The sequence below is a fragment of the Cohnella fermenti genome (assembly GCF_004801405.1).
Lineage (GTDB): Bacteria > Bacillota > Bacilli > Paenibacillales > Paenibacillaceae > Cohnella > Cohnella fermenti.
In genome coordinates this window covers 24,538-50,145 of record NZ_SSOB01000007.1, presented here as the reverse complement: position 1 = coordinate 50,145, position 25,608 = coordinate 24,538, and the positions used below count along the sequence as shown (strand labels likewise).

Sequence of the window (25,608 nt, the reverse complement as noted above, 5' to 3'; positions counted from 1 at the left end):
CACCCACACCCTTAAGCCTAAAGAGCCTATTTTCCGATATGATGGAACAAGACTTTATGGGAAATGGCGGGGGAGTCATGTCCGGGGCACATTGAATCTTAATTATAGAAGACTCCCCCTCCATCATCGAGATGCTGCGCAGCGTGTTAAACCGCGAACGCTTCCTGATTGACGAGGCAACGGATGGCGTGCAAGAATTGGCGCTGTTCCCGAACAAGGACGACGACCTTGTCCTTGTCGATTCGACGCTGCCGGAGATCGACGGCATGACTCGCAGTATTCGGGAGAGAAACAGAGTTCCGATTCTCATCATGTCGGCCAAGAAGGGGTATGTCGACAAGGCGCTCAGTCTCGGTTAGGAGCGAACGACTACATCCAGAAGCCGTTCTCAACGATTGAGTTGGCCGCCCGGATGAAGGCGGCTATTCGAAGCCACGGTGTACTCCGGCGCGGAGCGTAAGCCGCCGAAGCCGTCAGTAGGCAGTGGGGATCTTGTATTGGACTTCGAGAAGTACTCTGTGAAGAAGAAGGGGCAGGAAGTCCGGCTGACGGCCAAGGAATTCGATATTCTCAAGCCGTTCGTCACGAACCGGAACCGGGTGTTCACCAAGGCCTAGTACTAGGCACTCACACTGCTAGCGGACATTCTAGCCAAACATTCATGACCTTCTTTTACAGCATGCTCTTGGACATGTTGTACCAGTAATCGTTGCGACCACACTTCATAAGAATAATCGAGTTCAATAGGCTTTTGGCATGCTAAAGAGATGACCCCCGGATTTCGCTTCCGATGTCACTTCCGACATTGCGGTGTCGCTCCTGATTGCATTTTCGATAGTTGAAGCATAGCGGAGCAGAACCTTAGAGAAGAACCGCCTTCGGATGAAAAGTTGCCCCCTCCTTAGATCAGGGTCGGGATAACCGCATAATTATTCATTCGCTTCAGTTAAATCATACTTTGCAAACAGCGCGTCTTTGAGCTCCTCATGAAGCTTATCAGATTCAGATACTGTGCCAGCATTCTTCTTTTGAACAGAATCCAAATCAAACTTGCCATTATTCAAATTAAAAATGGCGTACTGTCCCAAGCTATTTCTCTTTAGAAAGATCAGAATGTATTCTCCTTTTTGCATATTACTATAATCTTCCGCTATCAGTTTTGTATGCGTTTCTTCAACTAAGCCAACAGGCTCGATAATAGACAAGATCTCGCCCTCATTAATGTCTCCATTCGTGGATTCCTTAATCACACGAGCAATCTTGATATCTGTCAAAGTATAAAAGTCCTGAATATTGCCATCCGGATAAGTAGTCACAATGTGTTGGTTATTCAGAAAATCATTTTGAACCGTCGCTAAAACAATAGCATCAGCAAATTGATCCAGCTTCTCTGGTTCATTAAAAGTTACATAGTTGGATGCGACCTCTACCGTTCTTAAATTCTCAGTAGAGATAGATCCATTCTGTTGTCCAGATGCCAAAGGCAATTCTGCCTTAAAGAACATTTGAACAGCAAATATTCCTACAATTAGGACTATTATTAGTACCATTAACTTTCCTATGCGGTTATAAGATAACATCGTAAGCAGCGCTCCTCTTTTAACAATTTTCCCTTTTAATCGTCTTAGAGCTTCTACTACCAGCGGTACTGTAAAGAAACTTGATCAAAATATTGGGGCCCAATAGCCTGTATACCCTGTTTCATGACGGATGAAGAGGATACTGTCGAAGGCGTGTGTGCAAGACTGACGCTATAACTCAGTCGTCATTGCATGCTTCGCTATTAACAGAAACCGGGAAGGAGGAATCGGATAATACGTCCAACAGGCATTCCGTTCCCGAATTGAATTTGGAAAATGCTATACTACAGTTGGAGCCAATTGCGAGGATATCCGGAATTTAGACGATAGGTTCCAGCGTTCGCCATTATAATCGCAAGGAAGGTGCATGTTGATGAAGCACGAGATCATGTATGGGCACTCCTTTCCACTTGTAAAAGTACAGCTCGACAGCGGGGAATCCCTCAAGGCGGAGATGAACGCCATGGTGTCCATGTCTCCTTCAATCGATATTCGCGGGACCGTCGACGGCGGCCTGTTGAAGGGACTCGGCCGGATGCTCAGCGGGGAGAAGTTCTTCTTCCAGGAGCTTACAGCCGCGCGAGGAGGCGGGGAGGTGCTGCTTGCCCCGAGCACGATCGGAGACGTCCAAGCGGTGGAGCTTGACGGTACATATTCTCTCTTCGTTCAGAAGGATGGCTTCCTGGCCGGGACGAGCGGCATTCAGGTATCGACCAAGATGCAAAACCTAAGGAAAGGCCTGTTCTCCGGCGAAGGCTTCTTTATCCTTGAGATCAGCGGTCGCGGAACGGTGTTTATCTCTTCCTTCGGCGCGATCCATGCCATCAACCTTGCCCCGCACGAGGAGGTTATCGTCGACAGCCAGCACCTTGTCGCTTGGCCGTCCTATGTAGAATATAACGTGCAGCGCGCCGCTCAAGGGTGGCTGAATACGTTCACCTCCGGCGAAATCATGGTCTGCCGGTTCAAAGGCGAGGGAGTTGTCCTCATTCAATCCAGGAATGCGCATGGATTCGGCGGATGGCTTCAGCAGTTCTTCCCGAAGTCGCGATGACGCTCCGGGGCAGGCACGCCGGCGGTGCGGGCTTCCTTCGGGCCGCTCCCCGGTTCAGAACAAGCTCTGGAGCTTGACGATCGCTTGCGCCCTGTCCACGACATCGAGCTTGCCGTACAGATTGCTGATGTAATTGCGCGCCGTTCCTTCGGCCACGTGAAGCGTGTCCGCGATCTCCCGGTTGTTCAGCCCTCTCATGATCAGCCGGGCGATCTCGCGCTCCCGTTCGGTCAACTGCAGACGCTTCAGATCCGATTCCCGCAGTTCCCCGCGTTCTCCCGCCATGGCGCTCATCCGCATCGCCAGCTTGGCGGCGACGGCGGCCGGAAGCACGAACTGGCCGGTCGCTACGTCGCGGATCGACGCCAGCATTTTGTCCCCGTCCATGTCCTTCAGCATGTAGCCGCTCGCTCCGCTTGCCATCGCATCCACAATATAATCCGTATCGATGAAGGTGGTCAGCACGAGAACGCGCGTGTTCGGGCAGCTTGCCTTGATGCGCTTCAGCGCGGAGATCCCGTCCATTACCGGCATCTGAATATCGAGCAGAGCAAGATCCGGCCGCAGCGCCTCCGCCAGCTCGCAGGCTTCCCGTCCGTTCTTCGCGACGCCGACAACCTGCATATCGTCCTCCAGGTCGAGGATCGTGCGCAGCCCTTCTCTGGTCAGCAATTGATCGTCGGCGATAATGATGGTTAGCTGCTCCATTCCGCCTCTCCTTCCTTCGTCTTCTCAAGGTTGCAGGGTGCTGCCTTAGCCTACAGTATAACATGGAAGCGAGCCTCATCTGCGCGGAAAACACAGTGGGGGGCTCCTCCTCATTCGACCGTCTCTCCGCGATGCTATACGCTTGCCAGATCGATGACCTTTGGATCAGGAGCCTCCGGCTGGACGGGATGGTCCACCTCATACTCTACATATTCATTGCAGGGGGTCACAACCGCAAGAAAGCCGCCGGAGCTCTCCGGCGGCTTTCTTGCGATTCAGAGATCGAGCTCGTACTCCCCTTTGATCACGAAGAACGTGCCCCGGATCGTGCCGGCCAGCTTCGACTTCTGCCGGGCGAACTTGAACTTCCCTTCAAGCTCCTGCGGCACGTCCATACCTTCCGAGAGCTTCATGCCGACGGCCCGCTTCTTCGGGTCGTCCAGCGTGTACAGCACATTGATCGCCAGACCGTCCTCGTAGAAGACAAACGTCCACCGAATATTGTCCACTTGCAATGTCGACGTCTCCAGGGGCCTCGCCGCGAACTCCAGCCCCCGTTCTTCCTTCAGCACGCGGTTCACGTACTCCATGGTGTCCTGGCTCTCGCTGGCCGGCACCACCGTGAATTCATGCTGGTACTTGTTCATAAAGTAACGGGCTTCGTTGGCGCGCAAGCCGGCCAGCGCTCCGGCGACCGGCGAGGATTCCAAGCCGACGGTCGAGACATTCTTGAAGTCCACGAGATAAGCCAATTCCGTTCCTCCTCCTTAGTGGATTAGGTTCTTAACCTGGTCCGCTAGGGACAGAATAACGCGAAATGGTATCATAATATGATACCATTTCAACAGTCCATTCGAAAACCCGGGAGAGGATGGGATGATCCGCCTGCTGTATATTTTCCCCCAATCGTAAGATTCGACACCCATCCGCATGTAAGCGCTTCGAATATCTGCAGGTCGCAGGTCGGCGGTTTGACCTGGGGCAAGGCTTGGTATGGTCTACCCCGTTGATAAAATCCTCTTGCGCAATCATAAATTCCAGGAACACCAGTTTGCCATCATGTACCCCGTAGACAGGTCCCATCGGAAGATCTCCTGCTTGCGGATTCGCCCAGTGTTCTCCCATAGCAGGCACGCTCTCCGTTATTTTGATCGTTCCTTCGGGAAGCGCCAGTACATATACCTCCTGTTTACCGTCCCAGCTGACTTGCTGGGCGTGAACCGCATTGGCCAGGTCCTGAATCCAGGCTGTCGGTTCCTCTTGTTTCATGCGTATACTCGTAATCGTTTTGCCGCCGCGAAGCAAGGCCGCCGAATTGACCCCCGATCGCAGCAACGCATGCAGAATGCTTCCAAGCAGTTGCAGCATTCCTTGTTGGAACAGCAGCTCCTTGCCCTGGATTTGCCTCAGTTCCTCCACGAACCGAAGCCCGACGATTACCGAATGTGAAGTACTGAGCGGTGTCAGGCACAATCAGTTCTTAATCGCAGAAAGGCTTTTTTCCCTTAGGCATATGATACATGTCGATTCCGCTGTCGCAAGAAAAGCAGCCTCCATGCAAATCGAGCAGAGAAGCAAGGGGCGGAAAATAAAAACTCCTGATGCGCTCATTATTGCAACTGCCTTTACAGCTAATTTGGTACTGGTTTCCCGGGATTCAGACATGAACTTTGTTACGAATGAGTATGGGATGACTTTGTTGAAAATATGATGTCACACTCGTCGCCATGGAAGCCGTGTATCGTGCCGACCTGAACATCAATATTTTTCGGTAAGGCAACTGCGGCCATCAGTTTGTCAATCAAGTCAGACTGCGCCCGATACCTCTGCACAACCTCATGCACGCGCCTGCCTCCAAGCGTCGACCAGCCGCTGCTTCTGCAGCAGGTGGTGGCGGTAATGCATCTCAACCAGTTGGAACCATTCGAGCGCATTCAAGCCGCCAAGCCGCGGGTGAACAACCGTATTGTGTGCGAGCCGGCGTGCTGCGTCCTTGCCGGGCTTCGATAGGTCTTGGGCATCCGAATTGAACACAGCCGCCACCATCTGCTCGATCTCGGTCATCCGACTCAACGTATCGCGCAGCCCGTCTGCGATTTGTTCCTTGCTCTCCGGCTGCGGCGGCGTGTACTGTGGCGATGGGGGGACTTGAATGCGCACCGGAGGGAAGCTTCCCGCCTGGAACAAGCCCTCCCCCTGCTCTGTCTTGCCCGCAGGCGAGCCTTCCGGAACGTCATTCGGCGGCGCAAGGCACAGTGCTGCATTCCGCAATTGCATAAATTGTGCAGAGAGGATCAAATGCATATGCATCTGGCCAAGCGACCATTCATCTTCTGCAGGCTTCCATAGCAGTTGCTCCAGGCTGAAGCCCTCCAATTCCTGAATGTATCCATTCACGGTGTCCTCGAACCTGCGCAACGTTTCCTTCGTATCCATTGCCGAACCACTCCTTTGAACTGAGTTGGCTCCAGCATACAACACGGCTCCTGACATAAGTTTGTCAGTACCTTTGCCGCATGTTGTCGATTTCTTCGCGCATTCGATCCCGCAGCGATTCCGGCTCCAGCACGCGCACCGCTGCTCCCCAGCCGAGCGTCCACTGAAGCAGCTCCTCGACCTGCCGGACGCGGAACATCGCCAGCCAGCCTTCCTCCCCCGGCTCGAACGTCTCCATATAGAAGTTGTCCGCCCCTTGAACCAGGTCCGCAACAGCCGGATCGACCAGCATCCGCACGATGACGTTCCGGTTGTCCGCGGGCCGTCGGTCCTGAAGGGTAAAGCCGGGAAGCACTTCAAACGAGGCATCAAGCACGACGAGCTCGTTCATGCGGGACAGCCGAAAGTGGCGAATATCGCCCCTCAGCTCGCAGAACGCGACAAGCACCCACGCCCCCTGAGACAAAACGAGCCCGTAAGGGTCGGCCGTTCGCTCGCTGTGGCGGCTTCCATCCGGTCCCGGCAGGTTCTTGGAATAGTGGAAACGAATCTTGCGCTTCCGCACAATCGCCCGCCGCAGTTGCTCGAACGTCTCCTTCTCCTCCCCGCGCGTTCTCGCCGTTCTATCGTTCAGCAGCCGGATCGCTGATCGCAACCGAGCTGTTTCCTCAAGTACATTTTCCGGCAAAATGGCCTCGATCTTCTCCTGCGAGCTGCGGGCGCTCGAGCCGTACTCCGCATCCAGCCTCAGTTCGACGAAGTCCGCCCCAACGAGCAGCGCCGTCGCTTCCTCCGCCGTGAAGCTTACCGGGGGCAGGAAGTAGCCCTCCATCAGGGAGTAGCCTACGCCCGGCGCGCCTGCCACCGGAACGCCCATCTCGCTAAGCGCCTGCATATCGCGGTAAATCGTGCGAACGCTCGTCTCGAACCGGCCGGCCAAATCCTCGGCCCGCAGCACCCCTTTGCGCTGCAGCTCAATAACGATGGCCAACATTCGCTCGGTTTTATTCATCGGCGTCCACTATTGCGACGTGCCGTTCGCTCTATGCCATCAGCGGTTGCGCTGTACAGTTGGTGCGGCAGGTCGTGTCCCATGCCTTCAACCAACATTAGCTCAGCACCCGGGATTGCAGCAGCCGTGTCCTCGCCACAAGCCGAGACGAACAGGGGATCGTCCATCCCATGAATGACAAGCGCCGGTACCTTTATGGCCGCCAGCCGCGGACGACGGTCACCGGAGACAGCGATCGCAGCAATTTGTCGCCCGATACTGCCTGGATCGTAGGCTCGCTGGACTTCCTTCAGAATGAGTGTCCGATAAGCGTCTTCTTCGAACGTATAGCCGGTGCCAGCTATGCGTTTGGCAAAAGAGAGGCTGTGCGCCACAAATCCCGCTTCATCGTCAAATGGGTTCGGCGCCCGCTTAGTCATCATCGCCATGACATCAGAGGAAGCTTGCGGCAGAGCGGGATTACCGGAGCTGGACATAATGGAGGTGAGGGATAAAGCCCGTTCAGGGTACTCGCTGGCGGCAATCTGGGCGATCATTCCGCCCATCGACCTGCCAACGAAATGTGCCCGATCAATTGAAAGGGCATCGAGCAGTCCGATAGCGTCGCCTGCCATATCATCGAGAGTGTAAGGGATGTCCGGTCGCTGTCCTGACAGGAGAGCAGTTGCCAGTGCGTCAAAATCCAGCGTCCGATAATGGCTAAAGTGTGTCGAACCGCCTACGTCGCGATTGTCAAAGCGGATGACGCGAAAGCCCCGCGCCGCCAGCATCCGACAGAACGGAACTGTCCATCGAATCATCTGGGTTCCAAGCCCAGCGATAAGGACAATAGCCTCGTCATTCTCGTTGCCGAAGCTGTCATAGGCCAGCTCGACGCCGTTGACTTTTAGAATATTCATAATCAGGTTCTCCTTCAATTCATTCTTTCATTTCATAAGTGCTCTTCGGGGAATGCATTAACGGCTAACCTTTTGACATAGCTTCTGATATCAGGCGCCCAGCCATCGATGAAGCGGTAAAAACGATCCGAATCACCGGCATACAATGCCCGCAGCGCTTCTTCGTATTGAGGGAAGTTCCCGGCCATAGCGGTCATAAAGTTATATGCCGCTTCTTGCGACTCTCGGATATGGCTCTGTGTTGCTCCGGCACGGCGAGCCTCGTCAATGAGCTTTCGTAATGTGACCGACGCCCCTCCAGGTTGACTCTTGAGCCATTCCCAATGCCGCGGCAATAACGTAACCTCACCGGAAACAACCCCCAGCTTGGGTCGGCCGACCCGTCGTGCAGGCTGGTCATTCACTTCCTCATCGGGCAATTCGCCAAACTGTTCTCCCAATCGTTTGAGCACATCATCTATTCTCCCACGAAAATCAACATCTGCCGGCTTCCCCGTGGAATCGTCAAATAAAAGCAACCGTGCGAGGTCTCTGTCACCCAGAGCATCCTTCACTGTAGCAACAACGTGCTGTAACGAACCGCTGGCGACAACTCCCTCACCCAAAAATGCCGTGCAGTAAAAGCCCGCTAGGGCATTGCTCATGCCGATCTCCTCCCTGACTGTCTCGATAATTATACCCGGGTAAAAATAAAGAATCAATATTACCCGGGCAAAACATGGATGCGATTACTCGAGTATTCGAGAGCAGGTCAACTCAACAAAGAGGGCCGCAACAGCCCACCTTCCGGCAACCTGTCACAGCCCTCAACCCTCGTCCGACAATATTAAACAAATCAAGATCGAGTGGCTATTGCGATGGCAACCAATGTATCGATGCGTGGCACACCAGCCCCGGTTTCAATGCGTGCAATGTGTTCTTGGCGCATGCTTCCACCGCGCTTGATAATCTTCTCGGCCAGTTGCTCTTGCGTGAGGCCAAGCTCGATGCGCCTTCTGTGAATTAAATTAATAAGCTGCGCGGTAATCTCCAATACTTCAGATCGTTCGGCACCAAGTTTATCGTGGATCTCCTGCTTCTTCGCTCTCCACGTCTTCATTTGTTCATTCCCCCGTTTAATGACGTTCTACAGTGGCGAGCGCCACGACGTGCGGCCTGCTCCTCCTCCACCGTGCTCAATTTAATGAGTCTCAAAGCAAAAAGACCTTCGAGACGCCGCATCCGTCGAGCCCGTAGACTTTTCTCCATATATTTAAATTTGAATCCATTTACGCCATGCCGCTCCCGATTTTACAGTTAATCATGAGACATCATCTTTGGAATGGGGGAATGGATTAATGCGAAGCTTACCTTTTCGACGCAAATTCATGTGTTTACTGGCATTCTGTCTTCTGGCTGGCGGTCTAGGGTCATGGGGTTCGAGTGGCGTCGCCGTCATGGCCAACGAGGAGAACGAACCGTTGCCGATCGATGTGACCGTCGACTGGGATGACACGGGGAGAACGATACCTGCCTACGCTTACGGTCTCAACTCCAGCGGATTTCTGCATGACTCGTACACGACGGATCCCAACTTTATGTCGCACATTCGCTATTTGAACGGCAATAAGGGGCTTGTGCGCATCCACAGCACGGGCATGATTACGACAAGCGGGTGGTTAAACGAGGACTTGACCTGGAACGAAGACAAAATCGTCGCCGCCCTGGCTCCGCTCGTCGAAGAGAACTATCCGGTCATGATCAACATCCCTTACGGCCCCAATGGCCGATTGGATTACTTGGACGCGGACGCGTTCGCCGCCTTCGCGGCAGAGTTGGTCCGAATCGTAAACGTGGAGCATGAATTAGGCATCGCCTATTGGGAAATTCCGAACGAAAGAGAAAGCGGTTTCACTAGTCCGGGACTGAGCGCGTCCGCGATGGCGAATCTGATTCGCAAAAGCTATGCGGCCATGAAAGCGGTCGATTCCTCGATTCTGGTCGGCGGACCTGCCGCGAGCGATGCCAACGTCTCCTATCTCGCTTCGACGGTCGAGCTTGCTTGGCCCAGCATCGATTTCGTGACGATGCACGCATACAGCAGCGGGCAATCCAGACCGGGCACGGACAGCCAAGCTTACGACCATGCCCAGAACCAAGGAACGCTGGTGAGCGCGCTGAGATCGGCTTTGCTGCAGACGAACGGCCCGCAAGGCGACCTTCCGATTTTGATCGACGAATACAATATGACTTGGGATACCGATCCTCGCTTGCATACGAACAAGGAATCCGTCTACAGCGCGCTGCTTGTGGCCAACGTCATCGGCGGCGACGGGTCGGGGGTCAACTTCTGGCACGCGGAAAGCTCCTATATGGGCTTGATGAACGATCGGAGGGAGCTCTACGACACAGCGGATTTGAATCATTGGCTGAACCTTTTTTTCCACGGACAGACAGTAACCGCCCTGTACAGTGACAAAACCAAAGTAGACGGGTTCGCGGTGAAGTCCAGCGACCGAAAGTCGATCCTGCTGGTCAATCGAGCAGATTCCGAGCAAACCGTTCTCCTGCAGCAATCGGGTCTGGGCGGTTCATCCGGGTGGGATCTGTATCGTATCGACGAAGACGGCTCTTCTCATGCGCCCGACGTGGATGGAAGCCTGTGGGCGACGACGGGAATAGCGCTGCCTGCCTATTCGGTCACGATCCTGACGCAGGGAACGGAGGATACGATTATCGAGCGAATTCCGTATACGCTGACCAATATCGATTCCGGGACGCTGCTCTCGGTCACGAACACGGTATACGAATACGTTCACGAACCGAACCGATTATCCAGCGAACAGCAGTGGGTGTTCCAATCGGTCGGATCTGGTCTCTATGAGATCCGCTCCCGCGAGGATGGAAGCTTGCTCGCCGTTCCCGATGGAAGCAATGGAGTGATTACCGAATGGGAAGTGCTTCCGATAAGCGGAGAGACGTTCCAGCTTCAGGCGGCCGGAGCTTCCTCGGTGCTGTCCATCGCGGACGACCCGCTGGACAGCTCTGTAGGGGTGGAGTCGAACCTTACTGCGGCGCGGCAGCAATGGACCTTCGCCTATGCGGGCACACGCACTGAAATTATCGATCATATTGAGCATCTGTATCGAATCGTGAACAAGGCGTCGGGGAAAGTATTGCAGATCGGCAACTCGCGGACGACGGAAGGCGGGACAGCCAATCTTCAGAACAATGAAGGCTTGGCCAGCCAGAAATGGAGCTTCCGGTGCTATGACGATTGCTCCGGGTTCCGGATCACCAACGCGTACAGCGGTCTGGTCATCCACGGCGTAGCTGGCTCGAGGGTTTCCCAAGCTCCGTTCTGGTTCGACCCGCCCCGCCAGCTATGGACGCTGGAAAGACAGACGGACGGCTCCTATGTCATCCGAAATAATCTCACCTCACAGGTGCTGCAGCCGAAGGATGGAAGCTTGCTGGAGGGCGCTATAGCGGTAACCGGCCCCTACAACGGCGAAGAGTATCAACAATGGGAGATCGTAAAGGACACCGAGGTTGCCGTTCCGCCGACCGTCGACGAGACATCGGATTACGCCATTCAGAATCTCGCCACGGGCAAAGTGATCTCGGTTGCGAACGCCAGCACCGCGAATGCCGCGTCGGTCACTCAGGCCACGTATTCGGGGAACGCGGAGCAGCTTTGGCAGTTGAGATGGTATCAGAGCGGCACAAGAGTGATCAACAAGAATAGCCAACTGGTACTGGCGCCTAACTCATCCTGGCTGTCCATTCAGCAAGCGTTCGCTTTTAACGAGCTGAATCAGCAATGGATCTTGGAGAGGCAAAGCGACGGCACCTATATGCTGATCTATGCCGCGAATCGGAAAGTGCTGCAGCCTGTAGGCGGAAACAGCGCGGACGGCGTTCGGTACGAATGGGCCGATCCGACGGGCGCCGATATCCAGAAGTGGGTGCTGGTTCGAATTTAGCCATATAAAAAGGCAGCTTCAGGCGAGGAGCCGAAGCTGCCTTTTGTCTCCGTTATTCCGAAGAAAAGGCTCTGTATTCTCGCGGCGGCATACCCTCGCGGCTCGAGAACACTCTAGAGAAGTAGAGAGGGTCCTGGAAGCCGACCTCCCGGGCAATCTCCGATACGTTCATATCGCTGCTTCTCAACAGTTGTTTGGCTTTCTCGATCCGGGTCGCCGTAATGTACTGCGAAGCCGTGCAGCCTGCGACTTTCTTGAACATAATCGAAAAGTAGCTTTCGGACATGCAAGCGAACTCAGCCAGCCTCTCCCGCTCCAAAGGCTCTGGGTAATGCTCCTCGATGAACCTCTTGCTTCTGACGATAGCTCTTAGCATCGGATCTCCATTGCTGCTCTGAACAGTCGACATCGCGAATTACGCCCTCCTCGCGGCATGGATCGAAACGCGTATGATCAGCCATTACTTAAAAGACGCAAACGATTCGAAATTCACCTCGTGCACGACGACACGCGGGTTCATTCCTATCAGGAATACGATCATGTCCGCCACGTCGCCGGCCGACATAAATTTGTCTCTTGGCACCTGACGTTGTCCCCAGAAGCCAGTATTCGCCGCCCCCGGATTGACCGTCGTCACGCGAATGTTCTTCTCGATGAGCTGCAGCGCCAACCCTTGGGAGAACATGTTTACCGCTGCTTTGGCCGTGCAATATAAAGGAGCGCCGGGATTCGCCCGCTTCGCGGCCATCGACCCGGTATGGACGATCAACCCGCCTTGCTCCGAATCCACGCGCGGAACGAAATGCTTGGCGCACAGAAAGCTGCCCTTCAAATTCACGTCGATCGTCTGGTCATACTGTTCCTCCGTCATCGAGACGATGGAAGAGGGCACGCTGAGGCCGGCCAGGTTGACCAGCGTATCGAGTCGCCCGAATGCTCCCGCCGCCCGTTCGAAGAAAGCCATCACATCCCTCTCGTTCGTCACGTCCACCGTATGATAGATCGCTTCCGCTCCCTGATCCGTCAAGGCATCGGCCAGTTCCTTCAAAGCCGGCTCCTGCCTGGAGCCGAGCGCCAGCCTCGCTCCCTTCGCGGCGATTGCCTTCGCCACCGCTTGCCCGATGCCTCCGCCGGCGCCGATAATAGCAACGTTCTGGCCCCGTAGTCGATTATCGTTCATCTCGAACGCCCCTCTCTAGAACGCGATTAATATTTTGCCGTTGCTCTTGCCTTCCTTCATCCTGCGGATAGAATTCTCCAATTGCTCAACCGGGCAAACGTCGCTGATCAGCTTGTCCAGGTCAACCTGACTGTCGGCGGATAAGTTCTCTAACAACTTCATCGTCTTCTGAAAATCATCGAACGTATAAACGCGGCTCCCGACCAGAGTCAGTTCCTTAAAGATAGCCTGCAGCACGTTCACTTGCGGAATGCTGCCGGGGAAGCCGACGAAGACGACCGTCCCGCGAATCCGGCATGCCGCCGTGGCGAACCGCAGTCCGGCCTGCGAGGCGGACACCTCGATGACAACGTCGAAGCCCTCCCCGCCGGTCAGCTCGTCTGCCCGCGCCTGCGCATCCTCCACGGCGGGATTGATCGCGTCCGCGAAGCCGAACGAAGCGGCTTGCTCAATCCGCGCGGGGTTGATCTCCGAGAAGGCGACAGCGGCTCCGTTTGCCCTGGCGACAAGACCGACGATCAAGCCGATCGGACCGCCCCCGATGACCAGCACGCGGTCGCCGTCGGCTACGCCGCCGCGCCGGTTCACGTGAAAGCCCACGGCAAAGGGCTCCGCCAACGCGGCAACCCGGCTCGGGTATCGGAACGTCCCGTATCGCAATCGATTCTTGCTTTTCCAATATAGCTGCTCTCATCTTTCTTATCCTCCTCGTTTAGAAGTAGCCGCCTTTTTTGACGACTTCCGTGGGGGTTAATCCGTCCAGCACCATTTGCTTGATCCCCTCTTCGTTCTCCTTGATATGCTCCGCCTTCAACAGCACATCGCAGGCGATATCTCTCGGAACGACGATGACGCCGTCGATATCTCCGAATACGACGTCGCCCGGATAGATGAAGACGTTGCCGATCATGACGGGGATCTGCCAATCGATCATCCGGAATCGGCCGAGCATCCCGTTCGAGGTGCGGTATTTGCAGAACACGGGAAATTCGAGCTCTAGCACCTTGTTCGTATCCCGAACGCCTCCGTCGACTACGGCCCCTTTGCACCCCCTACGGATCGACGCCATCGTCATGACTTCGCCCCATTGCGCCGATTCCTCATCGCCGCTCGTATCCCAGACGACGACGGAGCCGTCGCCGATCTCCTCGAGCATCTTCGCCCGCTGCTCCATTTCGCTCTCAAGCGTCAGGTTCGGCGATCCTTTGACCGTAAACGCGATGCCGCACACCTTCATGTCGTCCTTGATCGGCATGATGCCGGAAGGCAGCACCTGGTGCAGCAATCCATGCTCCCGAAGGACGTCGTTCACCGCCGCCGTAAACACCTGCTCGTAGCGTTCGCACAGCTCCCCGTCCGGGATCGGAAGCGGCCTCGGCTCCCTTTTGCCCCGGTCTGCCTTTAATTGGTCCAAGTTCATGTTCATAAGCTCCTTTGCACAGAATGATCGGGGCCGGACTTTATCCGTTCCGAATTGCTGTAAAATCATCTCCGCGAATGCCGTACTTCCTGTCGGAACCATAGTCGTACACGATCAGCCCATCGTCGTCCGTCAGCTCAAGCGAGTACCCGCCCGATCCCCCCGGCGGCTCCGCATGGAAGTGACGTCCGCTCAGCGGCACGATATGCCAGCTCCGTATCGTGTCCCTATCGTCCATGGCCGCGACGTACACGATCGTGTGCCGCTTCCGATAAGCTTCGCTCGTATACTGGAACACAGAGGCGCTTCCTTCGGCGCCTTGGCCTTTCTGATTCGGCAGCGGGTGGTAACAATCGTGAACGTGTCCCCAGTCGAACGACAGTCCGTTTCGGTTTGCTTCATCACCGGACATGGCGCTCACCTGAAAGAACTTCATCCCCGCTCCGTTTCTTCGAAATACGAGCTTCGTCTCCGCCGCGACGTTGGTCTGAAGCCGATTGTCCCGATTGTTCAGCACGAAGTGCGTTCGCACTTTGACCGGCTGCTCCGACTCGATGACATCGATCATAAACAAGACGTGCGGCATCGCCGCGATCCAGGTCCGTTCCGCCCTCGTGATCGGCGCTTCGTAAAGCTCGGCCGCGTCCGAGCGGACGACGTGAATGCCGTCCATCTCTCTTACGATCCGCTTGCGGCCGAACGACGACGTCGGTTTAAACGCGTTGCCGTCCGCCGGCTTCTGCCGGATGGCCACCGGGATCCCGTCCTTGCCTTCGGCTTCGAAGCTCCAAGTATTGTGCGCCCCCGTCGCGGTAGAAGCCCTCTGCGTATTCAGCCGGTAGCAGCAATGCCCGGGATCGACAAAGAAACGTTCGCCGAGGTGCGCCAGAATAAAGCTGTTTTGATCCTCGTGACGGTGAGAGGACGCGCGCAACGGCTCAAAGCCGCCTTGAACCGCCAAGAGGGTAAGCGGATTCTCCCAGCGATTTCTCGCGATGACGCTCCCTGCCTCGAACGAAGAGAGCAGCGGCAGACCCGCCCGCTCCGGAGACAGCGGCTCGGCGGCATCAGGGTACAGGAGGAGGCTAAGAAACTGGAAATCATTCCGAAACCCGAACGTCGCTCCCTCGTTCGTCCCGATGCGCGGATTGGCGTACGTCCGCTCAAACAACCAGCGGGCGAGGCCGGCCTCCGCCGGAAAGCGATCCCGGCACCGGGAGGCGACATGAAGCAGGAAGTCCCCCGAAGGTCGCAGAATCGCCGAGCTGTCGCCGAAATTGACCGTTCGGGGATACGGCTCCGCCCCCCAGCCCTCGAGGGGCTTAACATGGATGAAGCTCGCCGCGAACCAGTCCATCAGCTTCGCGAAGCAACCGGCATCGAGTTCCTCTTCGAAGGCGGGCTCGTATCGAATCAGCACCTCTCTCAGGTGGCTCAGATGCAAGGATGCATAGTTGCCGTATTGCAGGGACTCCCCGTAGCTGTCTTCGTTGTACAAGGTAGTCGCCGTGCGGTAATAGTCCGCCGCAGCCCGCACCGCTTCCCGATCGCCCAGCACGGCCGCCGCCGTCCCGAAGCCGTTCAACAACGCCATGAACCAGTTGTTGATAGGACCCTTCGCGCTTGCGGTCGCTTCCAGCGCCCTCCGGCAAGGCTCCATGCCTTTGCTTCGGAGCGCGCCGCGGATTGCCGCCATCTCGTCGGCGAATAACGCCGGGCATAAATCGATCGCTACAGCGATCGCGACCGATACGTGAGCCGTCTCCAGCATGCCGGCTTGCGGATCGCCGCGCTGACGGAACCAAGGCCCGACCCATTCGTCCGCCGGCTTGCGGCAGATGTCCAGCACGGTCTCCCGAAGCCAGGCTCCAAGCGCATCATCGGGCCGTACCGCATAGACGAATGCGGCGTCCCCCAGCCGCTCCCAGACAAGATGCCACCATTGCTGCGTATCGCCGGGCTGAACCAAGCCCGGCATGCGGGAGTGTGCCGCTACCCGATCCGCCAACGCCTCCCACAGTTCTTTTGATCGACCGGCTGCTCCTGCGATCCGCCCGCGTTCGTTCTTCATATCCCGCATGAACAATCCCACGACGTTGCCTCCCTTGTCCTTCAACGCGATTCACTCGGCAAGTCGTGAATTCCATTCCGGTAAGCCTCGACCAACGCAAGCATGAGAGGTCCGAAGCTGTGCGGCTCGTCCCGATAGGGCAGCTTCAGCGTCACGTAAGCTTTGACCGTTCCCTTCTCGGCGCCTTCGCCCGGGCATAGACAGCCGGGACAACTGAGCTCCGTCGAGAAATCCTCGTTGATGCTGAGCTCGTTCAAGCCCAGGACGCCTTTGCGGAAGACCGGGAAGTAGGTGTCTCTGTCGAGCAGTCCCGTTCGCAGGCCAACGCCCATCCCGTAAAGAATAAGGCCGGTTCCTGACGTTTCCTCGTAAGAATATTCGAGTGGGATCTCCTGTCTCCATAACCCCCGTTCGGACTGGTGGGGGAGCAAGGCGGCAGACAAAGCCTTGAAGTATCGCTCCGCTCTCGGACGGTGAATGGAATCGCCCGGGAGATGCCGAACAAGCTCGGCGAGCGGGAAATACCCCCATCCGTTCCCTCGGCCCCAGTGATCCTCGGAGAACTTGCCGGGAGCTGCGAAGTTTTTGCTTTGATGCAGCAGTCCGTTCCCGGGATCGAGAAACGTCTCATACATGAGGAAGGTTTGATTGGCCGCCTCGTCGATATAACGCTGATCGCCCAACGCCAGACCGGCGAACAGCAAGTAGGGGGTTACCGCCGTCGCGACGTCGATCCAAATCAATTCCTTCTCGGGCGCGCTCGGCATGGACATGATCCCTTGGCGGTCGCGGGGAGCGGTCAGCATCTCCTCCGCGTATTCCCGAACTTGAGCCTCCGCTTCCGGCATGTAATCTTGCATTAGCGCGTAAGCCTTCGGATTGCCGCCGATCCGGTAGCTGGGAAAATTATAAGCCGGGTGTGCGATTCGATCCGGGAAACGGGACAGAATTGATTTGGCCTTATCCAGCAAGATCGGATCCCGCTTCTCTTCTGCGGTCTGAAGCAGCGCGTAAATCGCCAAGAGACCATAATAGTGCTTCACTTCCTGAATGTGCTCGTAATGCTCGTAAAGCTTCTGCGATGCGTATAACGGATTCACTCGGGTTGTTCCTCCTTTCCGAATTTGCAGGATTTGCTTCCCTCGAAACAAGGAGACTCATTCCTGCACCCCCATTTTATTGCGATTTATCGATAATCGACATATAGGTACAACGATTGTTTATCCGATTCGCTTAATCTCACACTCAATACGTAAGCGTTTACATTTTAGGTGAAGAAGGAACTGGCCCTCCCTATCCCTTCTTTAACGTTGCGCTCACGTATCCGCGCCGCCAGCCTCCGCATGGCTATCCCGGTATCGCCCCGGCGTCACGCCTTCGATCTTCTTGAAGAGCCGGATAAAATACGTTGGCTGATAGCCGACCGCTTCCGCGATTGCGTTCATTCTCATATCCGTCGTTCGAAGCAGCTCCTTCGCTTTCTCCAGGCGAACGTTCGTCAAATAATCGATAAAATTGATTCCCGTGTACAGCTTAAACTCTTTGCTCAGGTTATACGAGGTTACGCCGTTCTCGTCGGCGCACGATTCCAGCGAAATCGGTGAAGCGTATCGGTCGCGGATCGTATCGATGACCCTGTCGACGATTCTCTGCATCATCCTCTCTCGGGTATGAGACAACTCCTCGATGTACGGAGCGATAATTCGCCCCTTCATCCATCTCAGCATTTCGTCGGGATCCTTGGCCGCGCTGAGCTGTTCGTACAGATTGCCGCCGCGAAGCAACGCTGCCGGATTAGCCCCCGACTTCAACAGTGCGTGCAGGATGCTTCCAAGCAGTTGCAGCATGCCCTGCTGGAATAGCAGCTCCTTGCCCTGGCTTTGTCTCAGTTCCTCCACGAACCGCTCCAGCAGATCTCCAACTTCCTCCTCCATCCCCAGCTTCAACGCCTGAATGATTTCGGATTCCGCCTCGAACGGATATTGTACCCTCACCGATTCGTGAGGCAATACATTATCCATGTCGATGATCTGCTCGTGCTTGCCGAGGTCCCGGAAACGCAGCGCCTCGCGCACCTCTTCCAGAGAGATATAAATATCCTGAGCAAGATGGACAAGCTTGCCTACTCCGACCGTGAAGCGCAGCCTCGTAAATCGAGTCAGAATGTCGATCAATTGTCCGGACAGATGGAACAAATCGCTCTTGATCCGCTCCCTGGTCCTCTCTTCCGGAAACGATAGAACGACCGCGAACGAGAGATCGTAAAAATTGACGACCTCGGCCTCCACGGACTGGCTTCTGAGCACGTCCTGCGTAATGTTGACGGCGGCGAAGGTGGCGAGCTGCTCGTCTCCTTCATAGAACTTGCCCTTGGCATCGGCGATGCCGTCCATTCTGAGCAGCATGATCGCGAACCCTTTGTCCTCGGGGCTCCAGCCGTGCATCGCCATCCGCTCCTTCAGCTCCGACTCGGAGAAGAAGCCCATGTGGCCCTGAAGCAACTGTAGATAAAATCCTTCCTTCAGCGTCTGGCTGCTCTGCTCCAGCTTCACGTTCAACTGTCGGCTTTCGTGAATTAAGTTGCGCCACTTCCCTTCGATGAATTGGAACTCATCCTTCTTATCGCTCCAGGTCGCACCTACCGCGCCTTCCTTGAACACGCCGACCAGTTTCTTCACCGGCCGATAGATGCTCCGCGAGGCGAGCCAGGTCAGAGCGACAGCAATCGCAAGACCGAGCAAGCTGACGGCAAGACCAAGCTTGGAGACAAGAATAACCGGGGCCGTCAGCTTTGAGATCGGCGTCGCGACCACGTACTTCCAGCCGATCCGCGAGACATTGCCGACCGATACGGAGTAATCCACTCCGTTCTGCTTCAGAAGGAAATCCCCGTCGTCCTGCCAATCCTCAATCGCTTTCGTTCTCACCGCCTCGTCGAGCTCGGTGAAGGCCGCTCCTCCCGCTCTGCCGTTCGTCACCCAATCGCCGTTCCCCTTCAAAATTAGAGAGGCCCCTTCGCCGTCGGGATTAAGCGCGGACAACCATTCGTCCAGCCTCGTCTTCTCCAGGAACAGAATGATGGCCCCGAACGGTACGCCATCCGTTCCCGCTACCTTATGCACGAGAGCGATATTCACCGTGTTTTTATACTTCAGGGTGCTGACCGGCTCCTCCCACCAGAAGAGCGTCGGCTCCCTGTCCAACAGCTCTCGGTACGATTGGCGCGCGGCGTCATCCATGATCTCGTTGATGCCTTCCTCGTCCGACACGACCAGATTATCCTTCTCCAAATACAGCACTGCGTTGCCGATCAACGGATTGGACTCGTTCAGAATCCGCAGCGACGCCAACAAATCCCGGGTCGTACCCGGCTTCTTCCGCAAATCGCCTTCCGTCAATTCCGCGTTAAAAATCGGATTGAAGGCCCACTGGTTCCCGATGGTCTCCAGGTGGGACAACTGACTCTCCATCGTTTGATTGATTTGCCTGAGCTGAGACCGGTGGTTCCGGTTGATTTCGGATTCGATTTGTCCGACGCCGACGATATAATTGCTGATGGCAATGATCGCCATGGGAAGACAAGTCACCATGAACATCACGAGTAAGTTTTTCTGATAATAGTTCAGGTTCAGTCTTCGCATGACGATCCGTCCATCCTTTGTCTTATGTTTTAGCCGAGGCTTACTGGCCTTTTTTTGTCTTGTACGCGTCGTTTAGCTCCTGGATCGATTTGATCCAGTTCGTGTCCTCCGCGAGCTTGGCCGCGTAGTCATCCCAGCTTTCGAGCGACACGCTGCCAAGAATGATTTTAACCTGAAGATCGGTCGTTTTCTTCAACCATTCGTTGCGGTACTTGCTCCAGGTCTCGGAGTACAGTCCGTTCGTCGGGTCGCTCACGCTGATCTCGCTGATTTGATCGATGATCCCTTTGCTCCGTTCGTAGTAATCGGTCGACACGTTCGGCGCTACCGCATAAGCGTATTTATTAAATCGGGTGAACACCTGGCCGAATGCCGAAGTCGAGACGATGTCCTTCTTGGCCTGCTCCGTCTGCTGATAGAAGTCGCCGTCCTTCGTAAAGTGAACGTCCGCGAAGCCGTAAGCGCCCAGCTCGTAGCCTTCCGGCGAAGCGCCATAGTCGAAGAAGGAGAGAATCTTCTTCATTTTCTCCTCCGACACGGTTTTCGGAATGACGAACGTGCCGTAATACCCGATTCCTTTCCCGACGTACTGCTCGCCTTTGGGATTCGTTAACGAGACGAGCGGCAGCATGTCGCCTTGCGGATCGATCTTGCGGACGCCTTCCGTCATCACCCAGGAGCCGGAGACAGGCTCGAAGTTGACGCCCGCTTTGCCGGCCATGACGATTTCTCGCGCCTGCGTATTTTTGAGAGTCGCGAAATCTTTGTGGATCAGCCCTTCCTCATAGGCTTTGCGCATCCACGCAAGCGCCTCCTTGGTCGACGGATCGGTCGTCATGTTGACGAGATTGCCGTTGCCGTCGATTTTCCAACCGCCGTTCGCGCCCTGGAACGTATTCAGAATAGAGTTAAAGGAGCCCAGGTTCAAGCCGTCCGCGCTGATGTAGCCGACGAGGCCGACCGTATCCGCCGTTCCGTTGCCGTCCGGGTCGCCGGTCGTGAATGCCTTCATGACCTCGTACAGCTCATCCGTCGTTTGCGGCGGCTCCATACCGAGCCGATCCAGCCAATCCTTGCGAACGGCAACCATTCCGGTATCCAGACCGCGGACGCGGGGAATGGAATAGATTTTCCCGTCCTGGTAACGCGAATTATCCCAAGCTTCCTGCGGATACTCCATCAGGTTCGGATAATCCTTGATATACGGCTCCAGGTCCCAGAAAGCTCCTTGTGCGGCCATCGTTCTGACGTTCTGGGCGAAATTGTCGAGGATGAGCGTCAAATCGGGAAAATCTCCGGAAGCGAGCGTCACGTTGACCTTCTCGTTGTAGCTGTTCGACGACACCCAAGTGATATTCAGCTTCGTGTTCGTCCTTTTCTCGATCTCCTTGATCACGACGTTGTCCGGTCCGGGCGGCTCGTCGCCGAAGAAGGTCGTCATGATGCTGATCGGCGTCGGCGGCTCGGAGCTCGCGGAGGCACTTGCCGAGGCGCCTGCCGACGGGCTGCCGGAAGCGTCGCTCCCGTCGGAGTTTTGGCTGCAGGCCGACAGCAAGGCTCCGCCGGCGAGCGCGAAGGACAACAGAATAAGAGACAACTTCCCTGCGGAATAAGGCAACTTCGATTTCATTGATCTACTCTCCCCTTATAGGTTTCTGGATTATTTGTTCTTATCCTTTGACCGAACCGACAAGCACGCCTTTGGCGAAGTGCTTCTGCAGGAACGGATACACGAGCATGATCGGGAGACAGCCTATGATCACGGCCGCCATCTTGAGCGATTCCGTGTTGATGATCTGACCTTCCTGAAGCACCGTGCCTCCTCCGACGGACGTGCTCGAATCGATCAGCATTTGCCGCAGGACGAGCTGAAGCGGCCATTTCTGAAAATCATTGATGTATAGCACAGCGTTAAAAAATACGTTCCAATAAGCAACCGCGAAGAACAAGCCGAAGGTCGCGATCGCTGGCAGCGACAGCGGCAGAATGATCCGCCACCAGACTTGAATGTCGTTGCAGCCGTCGATCACCGCCGCCTCCTCCAGCCCGTCCGGGATATTATCGAAGAACCCCTTCATCAGAAACACGTTCCAACCGCTGCTCAGCGCCGGCAATATAAGCGCCCAGAGCGAATTGATCAAGTCCAGATCCCGGATCAACAAATAATTAGGGATAATGCCGGGATGAAAAAGCATCGTCAACAGGATCAGTCTCAGCATCGTTTTACGGCCGAGCATTCGCTTCCGCGACAGCGAATAAGCCAGCGAGGAAGTGACAATCAGGCTGAGCAACGTTCCGAACACCGCGAGGTACGCGGAAATCCCGATCGCGCGCGGAAATAGGGGGGTGGAAAATAAATACTGATAGTTCTCCAGCGTAAGCCCTTTCGGGTAGAACAGGAGCCCGCCCTTCAGGTGCTCCGCCGGGTCCGTAAACGAAACGCATACGACATAGTATATCGGAAAAAGCATCGCCAGAGAGAGCAGCGCAAGCAGCAGCAGGTTGATCCGGTCGAACAGCTTTTCCGATAACGATGTTTGGGTCATGACTTGCACCTCCTCAATATAGACCGTCCTGGCCGGCCATCTTCGCCAGCTTATTGGCCGTCACGACCAGAACGAGCCCGACGATGGACTTGAACAGGCCTACCGTAGCCGTATAGCTGAACTCCCCGTTCAGCACGCCGTTCCGATAGACGAACGTGTCGAATACTTCGGCCACGTTCGATACCGCCGCGTTCCCCATCAGGAAGACCTGCTCGAAACCGACATCCATCACTTCGCCGAGCTTGAGGATGAACAAGATCATAATGACGTTCCGAATGCCGGGGATCGTTACGTGGAAAATCTGCTTAAATCGCCCTGCCCCATCCATTCTGGCCGCTTCGTACAGCGTAGGATCGATTCCGGACATGGCCGCGAGAAAGATGATCGTTCCCCATCCGACATCCTTCCAGATATTCTGAAGGGTTAGCATCGGCCAGAACAGCGAGGGGGAAGTCAGAAACGGGATTTTCTCCAGGCCGATCGTCTCCAGAATCCCGTTGATGACGCCATCCGCCTGTCCTAGCATGATGAAGCTGATCCCGGCGATGATGACCCAGGATAGAAAATGCGGAAAATAAATGACCGTTTGCACGACCCGTTTGTAAACCCGGTGCCGAACTTCGTTCAACATAATGGAGACCAGAATCGGCGCCGGGAAGAAAAGCAGCAGATTCAAACTGCTGATCGCCAGCGTGTTGCGGAGCAACAAGTAAAAATCGTCGTTGCCGAAAAACCGTCGAAAATGCTCAAACCCCACCCAGTTGCTTTGCCACATGCCGACGTAGGGCGAAAAATCTTTGAAGGCGATGATCAGCCCCCACATCGGAACGTATTTGAAAAGAATGAAAAACGCGATGCCTGGAAGCGCGAGGAAATATAAGTATCGATCGCGAATAAGCATGCGGACGGTTCGCTGGGCGCGCGTTCCCGTTCCGTATGGTTGCTGTCGTTTGCCGTTCTGCTCGACGGTTACCGCCGCTCTGCCCATGTTCACCCCTCCTGAAACGTCATTTCCACCGGTGGTAGCTCTAATTTACGGCAGGAAACGCCGCATCGTCTACGCGACTCTTTTGCCCCGTCCATCCGGCCGAGAAGCCGCTGGCTTCGGCTGTTCGAGGCGCCGCCGCACCGCTACGGCAAAAATGTTCATTCCTGCCGCTGCACTTTTTTGCAGTCCGCCCGCTCCCGCAAAAATAAGCAAAGGCAGTCTCCCCTCGCTTGAGGGATGACTGCCTTCCAGTACTCTCTTATTCGCTTGCTCTTCTTCGTTTGACAACCTTGGCGGGGACGCCGACCGCGACGCTGTAAGGCGGAATGTCCCGGGTGACGACGGAGCCGCCGCCGATGACCGAGCCTCGTCCGATCGTCACGCCGGCCGTAATATTCACCCTGCCGGCAATCCAAACGTCATCCTCGATCGTGATCGCCGTGATGTCGACACCCTGCATTCGAATCGGCCGATCCGGATCGTCGAAGCGGTGATTGCCCGCGATGATGATCGCATGCGACGCAATTCGCACGTCGTTGCCGATCGTGATCCGGCCGGACGGATCGTCCGACGCCCCGTAGCCCACGATGTTGGAATACGCTTGGATCGAGCAATTGCGCCCGATCGAGACGTTCCCTTGCAACAGCACGCCCAGCGCGATGCTGGAATCCTCTCCGATCCGAATCGCGCCCTCTCGCGGATTCACCCAAGCTTCGGGACTGATCCGACAGGTCGGATGCGCTTCGACACGGGAATGCCGGGAAGCCAGCCAGTACCCATATTTGAGGGCCAGCCTTCTCCCCCACGTTTGTTGGTCGGGCATGCTGTAGCCGCCGGCAAGCAACGACCATATGCTCATCTCAGCACCTCGGCGACGTTGATTTCGCATACCGCCGCGTGGTCTCCGGGCAGCGTGTTGACGATCAGTTTGCTTCCGTCCGCAGAGAATACCGGATGATGGCATACCCGGTATCGATTGCGTCCCGGCGGTTCGCTGGCGCCCAGCACCCGGGGCAGCTTCACGCTGCGGAGGACCTCATCCGTCCTGACGTCGATAAACAGCACTTCGCCGGGGATTCCTCCTGTGTCGGTGACGAGCAGATTGTAGTCTGCGGGCGAAATCCCGGGATGTCCGCCGCTCGCGTTGGCGCTAAGCTTGCGGTACCCGCTGCCGTCGTATCGGACTTGAGCCAGGCACATTCGCCTCTCGTCTTCCGGATCGGGACCGTAGCCGATCAGATGCTCTCCGTCCGGATGCCACGACCAATGCACGCCTGGCCGGCCATAGCTCATATCCACGGCTAGGCGGAGGTTCTGCAAGTGCTTGTCCGCCGTAAAGACGTAACTCAGCCTCGGCTCCTCCCGGCTCCGATCGACGGCGTGATTGCCGAAGTAGAACAGCAGCCGGCTGCCGTCCCGATTCCACCTCACGCAGTAACACATCAGCGTCAACCCGTCCTTTTCGCCCAACCTGGCCTTAATTTCGCGGTCGCTCCGCAGCAGACGTTCCCGGTCCGGATGCCGTTCCAGCACGTCGGCTGCGCTAAGCAGCAAGGGCTGGATCGCCTCCTTCTCCTCGAAGGCAAAGCGGAACAAGCCGTGCTCTCCCCTTCGTTGGAACGGGACCGGAGCCATCCCGGGCTGAAACCGGCCGGTTCCATATCCTGCCGCATACAGCATCCCCATGAGGCCGGATACGATCGGCTCGCCAAACGGCGGAGCCCCTTCCATGTCCCCCTCCATCGTCCGTTCTTCCCCGCTCTCGAGCTCGCGCCTTACGATTCGAGGCCGATTCAGGGTTCCGCTCTGGTAGTAAACATAGCGGCCGTCCGGGCTCCAGGTCTGCCATAGTCCCGTATGGAAGAAACCTGAATGAAGCGCGGTTTCTCCGAACCGCTCCAGCACTTCGCCCGCCTCGGAGACAATCACAACCTCGCCCGCTTGTCGTTCCAAGTCGCCGCCCGCAAGGAGAATCCGCCCCGAACCGTCCGGAGCATAAGGGCTTAACGTATAGTAACTGTGCACGCACCAACGGTCTTTAATAGGGAAAGAACGGATAAAATCGGCTTGCTCGTTCTTTGTCATGACAGTCCCTCTCTTCCGCATGA

Annotated in this window: 25 protein-coding genes; 4 read left to right on the top strand and 21 right to left on the bottom strand. The window is 56.0% G+C overall.

Features of this window, described 5'->3' with window-relative positions:
* The first annotated feature begins 143 nt into the window (after positions 1-143).
* A complete protein-coding gene (locus E6C55_RS07120) occupies positions 144-359 on the top strand; it encodes a response regulator (protein ID WP_230986584.1) in 216 nt (71 codons plus the stop codon).
* Positions 360-929: 570 nt separating this feature from the next.
* Here E6C55_RS07120 and E6C55_RS07110 read toward each other — a convergent pair.
* On the bottom strand, positions 930-1,580 hold the full coding sequence (locus E6C55_RS07110; protein WP_136369085.1) for a hypothetical protein: 651 nt from the start codon (positions 1,578-1,580) through the stop codon (positions 930-932).
* A 373-nt stretch (positions 1,581-1,953) separates the two neighbouring features.
* Between E6C55_RS07110 and E6C55_RS07105 the strand changes: the two genes are divergently transcribed.
* Complete coding sequence (locus E6C55_RS07105; RefSeq protein WP_136369084.1) at positions 1,954-2,634, top strand: TIGR00266 family protein; 681 nt, start codon at positions 1,954-1,956, stop codon at positions 2,632-2,634.
* A gap of 54 nt (positions 2,635-2,688) precedes the next feature.
* On the opposite strand, the gene E6C55_RS07100 is transcribed toward E6C55_RS07105, so the two are convergent.
* The 3 genes from E6C55_RS07100 to E6C55_RS07090 form a co-directional block, all read right to left on the bottom strand.
* Complete coding sequence (locus E6C55_RS07100; RefSeq protein ID WP_136369083.1) at positions 2,689-3,342, bottom strand: response regulator; 654 nt, start codon at positions 3,340-3,342, stop codon at positions 2,689-2,691.
* 275 nt (positions 3,343-3,617) lie between these two features.
* Positions 3,618-4,094 carry a phage tail protein gene (locus E6C55_RS07095; RefSeq protein ID WP_136369082.1) on the bottom strand — a complete coding sequence of 159 codons (477 nt, stop codon included), beginning with the start codon at positions 4,092-4,094 and terminating at the stop codon, positions 3,618-3,620.
* A gap of 31 nt (positions 4,095-4,125) precedes the next feature.
* Positions 4,126-4,761, bottom strand: coding sequence for a hypothetical protein (locus tag E6C55_RS07090; RefSeq protein WP_136369081.1), 636 nt, complete (start codon positions 4,759-4,761; stop codon positions 4,126-4,128).
* Here E6C55_RS07090 and E6C55_RS07085 point away from each other — a divergent pair.
* Positions 4,688-5,053, top strand: coding sequence for a PIN domain-containing protein (locus tag E6C55_RS07085; RefSeq protein WP_230986583.1), 366 nt, complete (start codon positions 4,688-4,690; stop codon positions 5,051-5,053). The genes E6C55_RS07090 and E6C55_RS07085 overlap by 74 nt on opposite strands.
* Before the next feature lie 125 nt (positions 5,054-5,178).
* On the opposite strand, the gene E6C55_RS07080 is transcribed toward E6C55_RS07085, so the two are convergent.
* The 5 genes from E6C55_RS07080 to E6C55_RS07060 form a co-directional block, all read right to left on the bottom strand.
* The gene (locus tag E6C55_RS07080; protein ID WP_136369080.1) at positions 5,179-5,778 is read right to left on the bottom strand and encodes a DinB family protein; all 600 of its coding nucleotides are present in this window, start codon (positions 5,776-5,778) and stop codon (positions 5,179-5,181) included.
* A gap of 64 nt (positions 5,779-5,842) precedes the next feature.
* Positions 5,843-6,790 carry a helix-turn-helix transcriptional regulator gene (locus E6C55_RS07075; protein WP_136369079.1) on the bottom strand — a complete coding sequence of 316 codons (948 nt, stop codon included), beginning with the start codon at positions 6,788-6,790 and terminating at the stop codon, positions 5,843-5,845.
* Positions 6,787-7,689, bottom strand: a complete 903-nt coding sequence (locus tag E6C55_RS07070; protein WP_136369078.1) for an alpha/beta fold hydrolase — start codon at positions 7,687-7,689, stop codon at positions 6,787-6,789. Before E6C55_RS07070 ends, E6C55_RS07075 begins: the two co-directional genes overlap by 4 nt.
* A gap of 32 nt (positions 7,690-7,721) precedes the next feature.
* Positions 7,722-8,333, bottom strand: a complete 612-nt coding sequence (locus E6C55_RS07065) for a DUF2239 family protein (protein ID WP_136369077.1) — start codon at positions 8,331-8,333, stop codon at positions 7,722-7,724.
* A 191-nt stretch (positions 8,334-8,524) separates the two neighbouring features.
* Positions 8,525-8,788, bottom strand: coding sequence for a helix-turn-helix transcriptional regulator (locus E6C55_RS07060; protein ID WP_136369076.1), 264 nt, complete (start codon positions 8,786-8,788; stop codon positions 8,525-8,527).
* 337 nt (positions 8,789-9,125) lie between these two features.
* Between E6C55_RS07060 and E6C55_RS07055 the strand changes: the two genes are divergently transcribed.
* Positions 9,126-11,654 carry an RICIN domain-containing protein gene (locus tag E6C55_RS07055; RefSeq protein ID WP_168735505.1) on the top strand — a complete coding sequence of 843 codons (2,529 nt, stop codon included), beginning with the start codon at positions 9,126-9,128 and terminating at the stop codon, positions 11,652-11,654.
* A 52-nt stretch (positions 11,655-11,706) separates the two neighbouring features.
* Here the strand turns inward: E6C55_RS07055 and E6C55_RS07050 are convergent, their stop codons facing one another.
* The 12 genes from E6C55_RS07050 to E6C55_RS06995 all read right to left on the bottom strand — a co-directional run bounded on the left by E6C55_RS07050 (position 11,707) and on the right by E6C55_RS06995 (position 25,585).
* Complete coding sequence (locus tag E6C55_RS07050; protein ID WP_136369074.1) at positions 11,707-12,063, bottom strand: helix-turn-helix domain-containing protein; 357 nt, start codon at positions 12,061-12,063, stop codon at positions 11,707-11,709.
* A 51-nt stretch (positions 12,064-12,114) separates the two neighbouring features.
* Entirely contained in the window at positions 12,115-12,834 is a 720-nt protein-coding gene (locus E6C55_RS07045; RefSeq protein WP_136369073.1) for an SDR family oxidoreductase, read from the bottom strand.
* Positions 12,835-12,849: 15 nt separating this feature from the next.
* Positions 12,850-13,434 carry a zinc-dependent alcohol dehydrogenase gene (locus tag E6C55_RS07040; protein WP_168735504.1) on the bottom strand — a complete coding sequence of 195 codons (585 nt, stop codon included), beginning with the start codon at positions 13,432-13,434 and terminating at the stop codon, positions 12,850-12,852.
* A gap of 112 nt (positions 13,435-13,546) precedes the next feature.
* On the bottom strand, positions 13,547-14,254 hold the full coding sequence (locus E6C55_RS07035) for an RraA family protein (protein WP_136369071.1): 708 nt from the start codon (positions 14,252-14,254) through the stop codon (positions 13,547-13,549).
* A gap of 40 nt (positions 14,255-14,294) precedes the next feature.
* On the bottom strand, positions 14,295-16,346 hold the full coding sequence (locus E6C55_RS07030) for a heparinase II/III domain-containing protein (protein WP_136369070.1): 2,052 nt from the start codon (positions 16,344-16,346) through the stop codon (positions 14,295-14,297).
* Positions 16,347-16,366: 20 nt separating this feature from the next.
* Positions 16,367-17,425, bottom strand: coding sequence for a glycoside hydrolase family 88 protein (locus E6C55_RS07025; RefSeq protein WP_168735503.1), 1,059 nt, complete (start codon positions 17,423-17,425; stop codon positions 16,367-16,369).
* Between the two features lie 216 nt (positions 17,426-17,641).
* Positions 17,642-19,966 carry a helix-turn-helix domain-containing protein gene (locus tag E6C55_RS07020; RefSeq protein ID WP_136369068.1) on the bottom strand — a complete coding sequence of 775 codons (2,325 nt, stop codon included), beginning with the start codon at positions 19,964-19,966 and terminating at the stop codon, positions 17,642-17,644.
* Between the two features lie 40 nt (positions 19,967-20,006).
* Complete coding sequence (locus E6C55_RS07015) at positions 20,007-21,596, bottom strand: extracellular solute-binding protein (RefSeq protein WP_136369067.1); 1,590 nt, start codon at positions 21,594-21,596, stop codon at positions 20,007-20,009.
* Positions 21,597-21,636: 40 nt separating this feature from the next.
* A complete protein-coding gene (locus E6C55_RS07010; protein ID WP_136369066.1) occupies positions 21,637-22,512 on the bottom strand; it encodes a carbohydrate ABC transporter permease in 876 nt (291 codons plus the stop codon).
* A gap of 13 nt (positions 22,513-22,525) precedes the next feature.
* Complete coding sequence (locus E6C55_RS07005; protein WP_136369065.1) at positions 22,526-23,500, bottom strand: ABC transporter permease; 975 nt, start codon at positions 23,498-23,500, stop codon at positions 22,526-22,528.
* Positions 23,501-23,759: 259 nt separating this feature from the next.
* On the bottom strand, positions 23,760-24,359 hold the full coding sequence (locus E6C55_RS35055) for an acyltransferase (RefSeq protein ID WP_136369064.1): 600 nt from the start codon (positions 24,357-24,359) through the stop codon (positions 23,760-23,762).
* Positions 24,356-25,585: a TolB-like translocation protein gene (locus E6C55_RS06995; RefSeq protein ID WP_136369063.1), complete on the bottom strand. Its 1,230-nt coding sequence runs from the start codon at positions 25,583-25,585 to the stop codon at positions 24,356-24,358. Before E6C55_RS06995 ends, E6C55_RS35055 begins: the two co-directional genes overlap by 4 nt.
* Positions 25,586-25,608 lie beyond the last annotated feature (23 nt).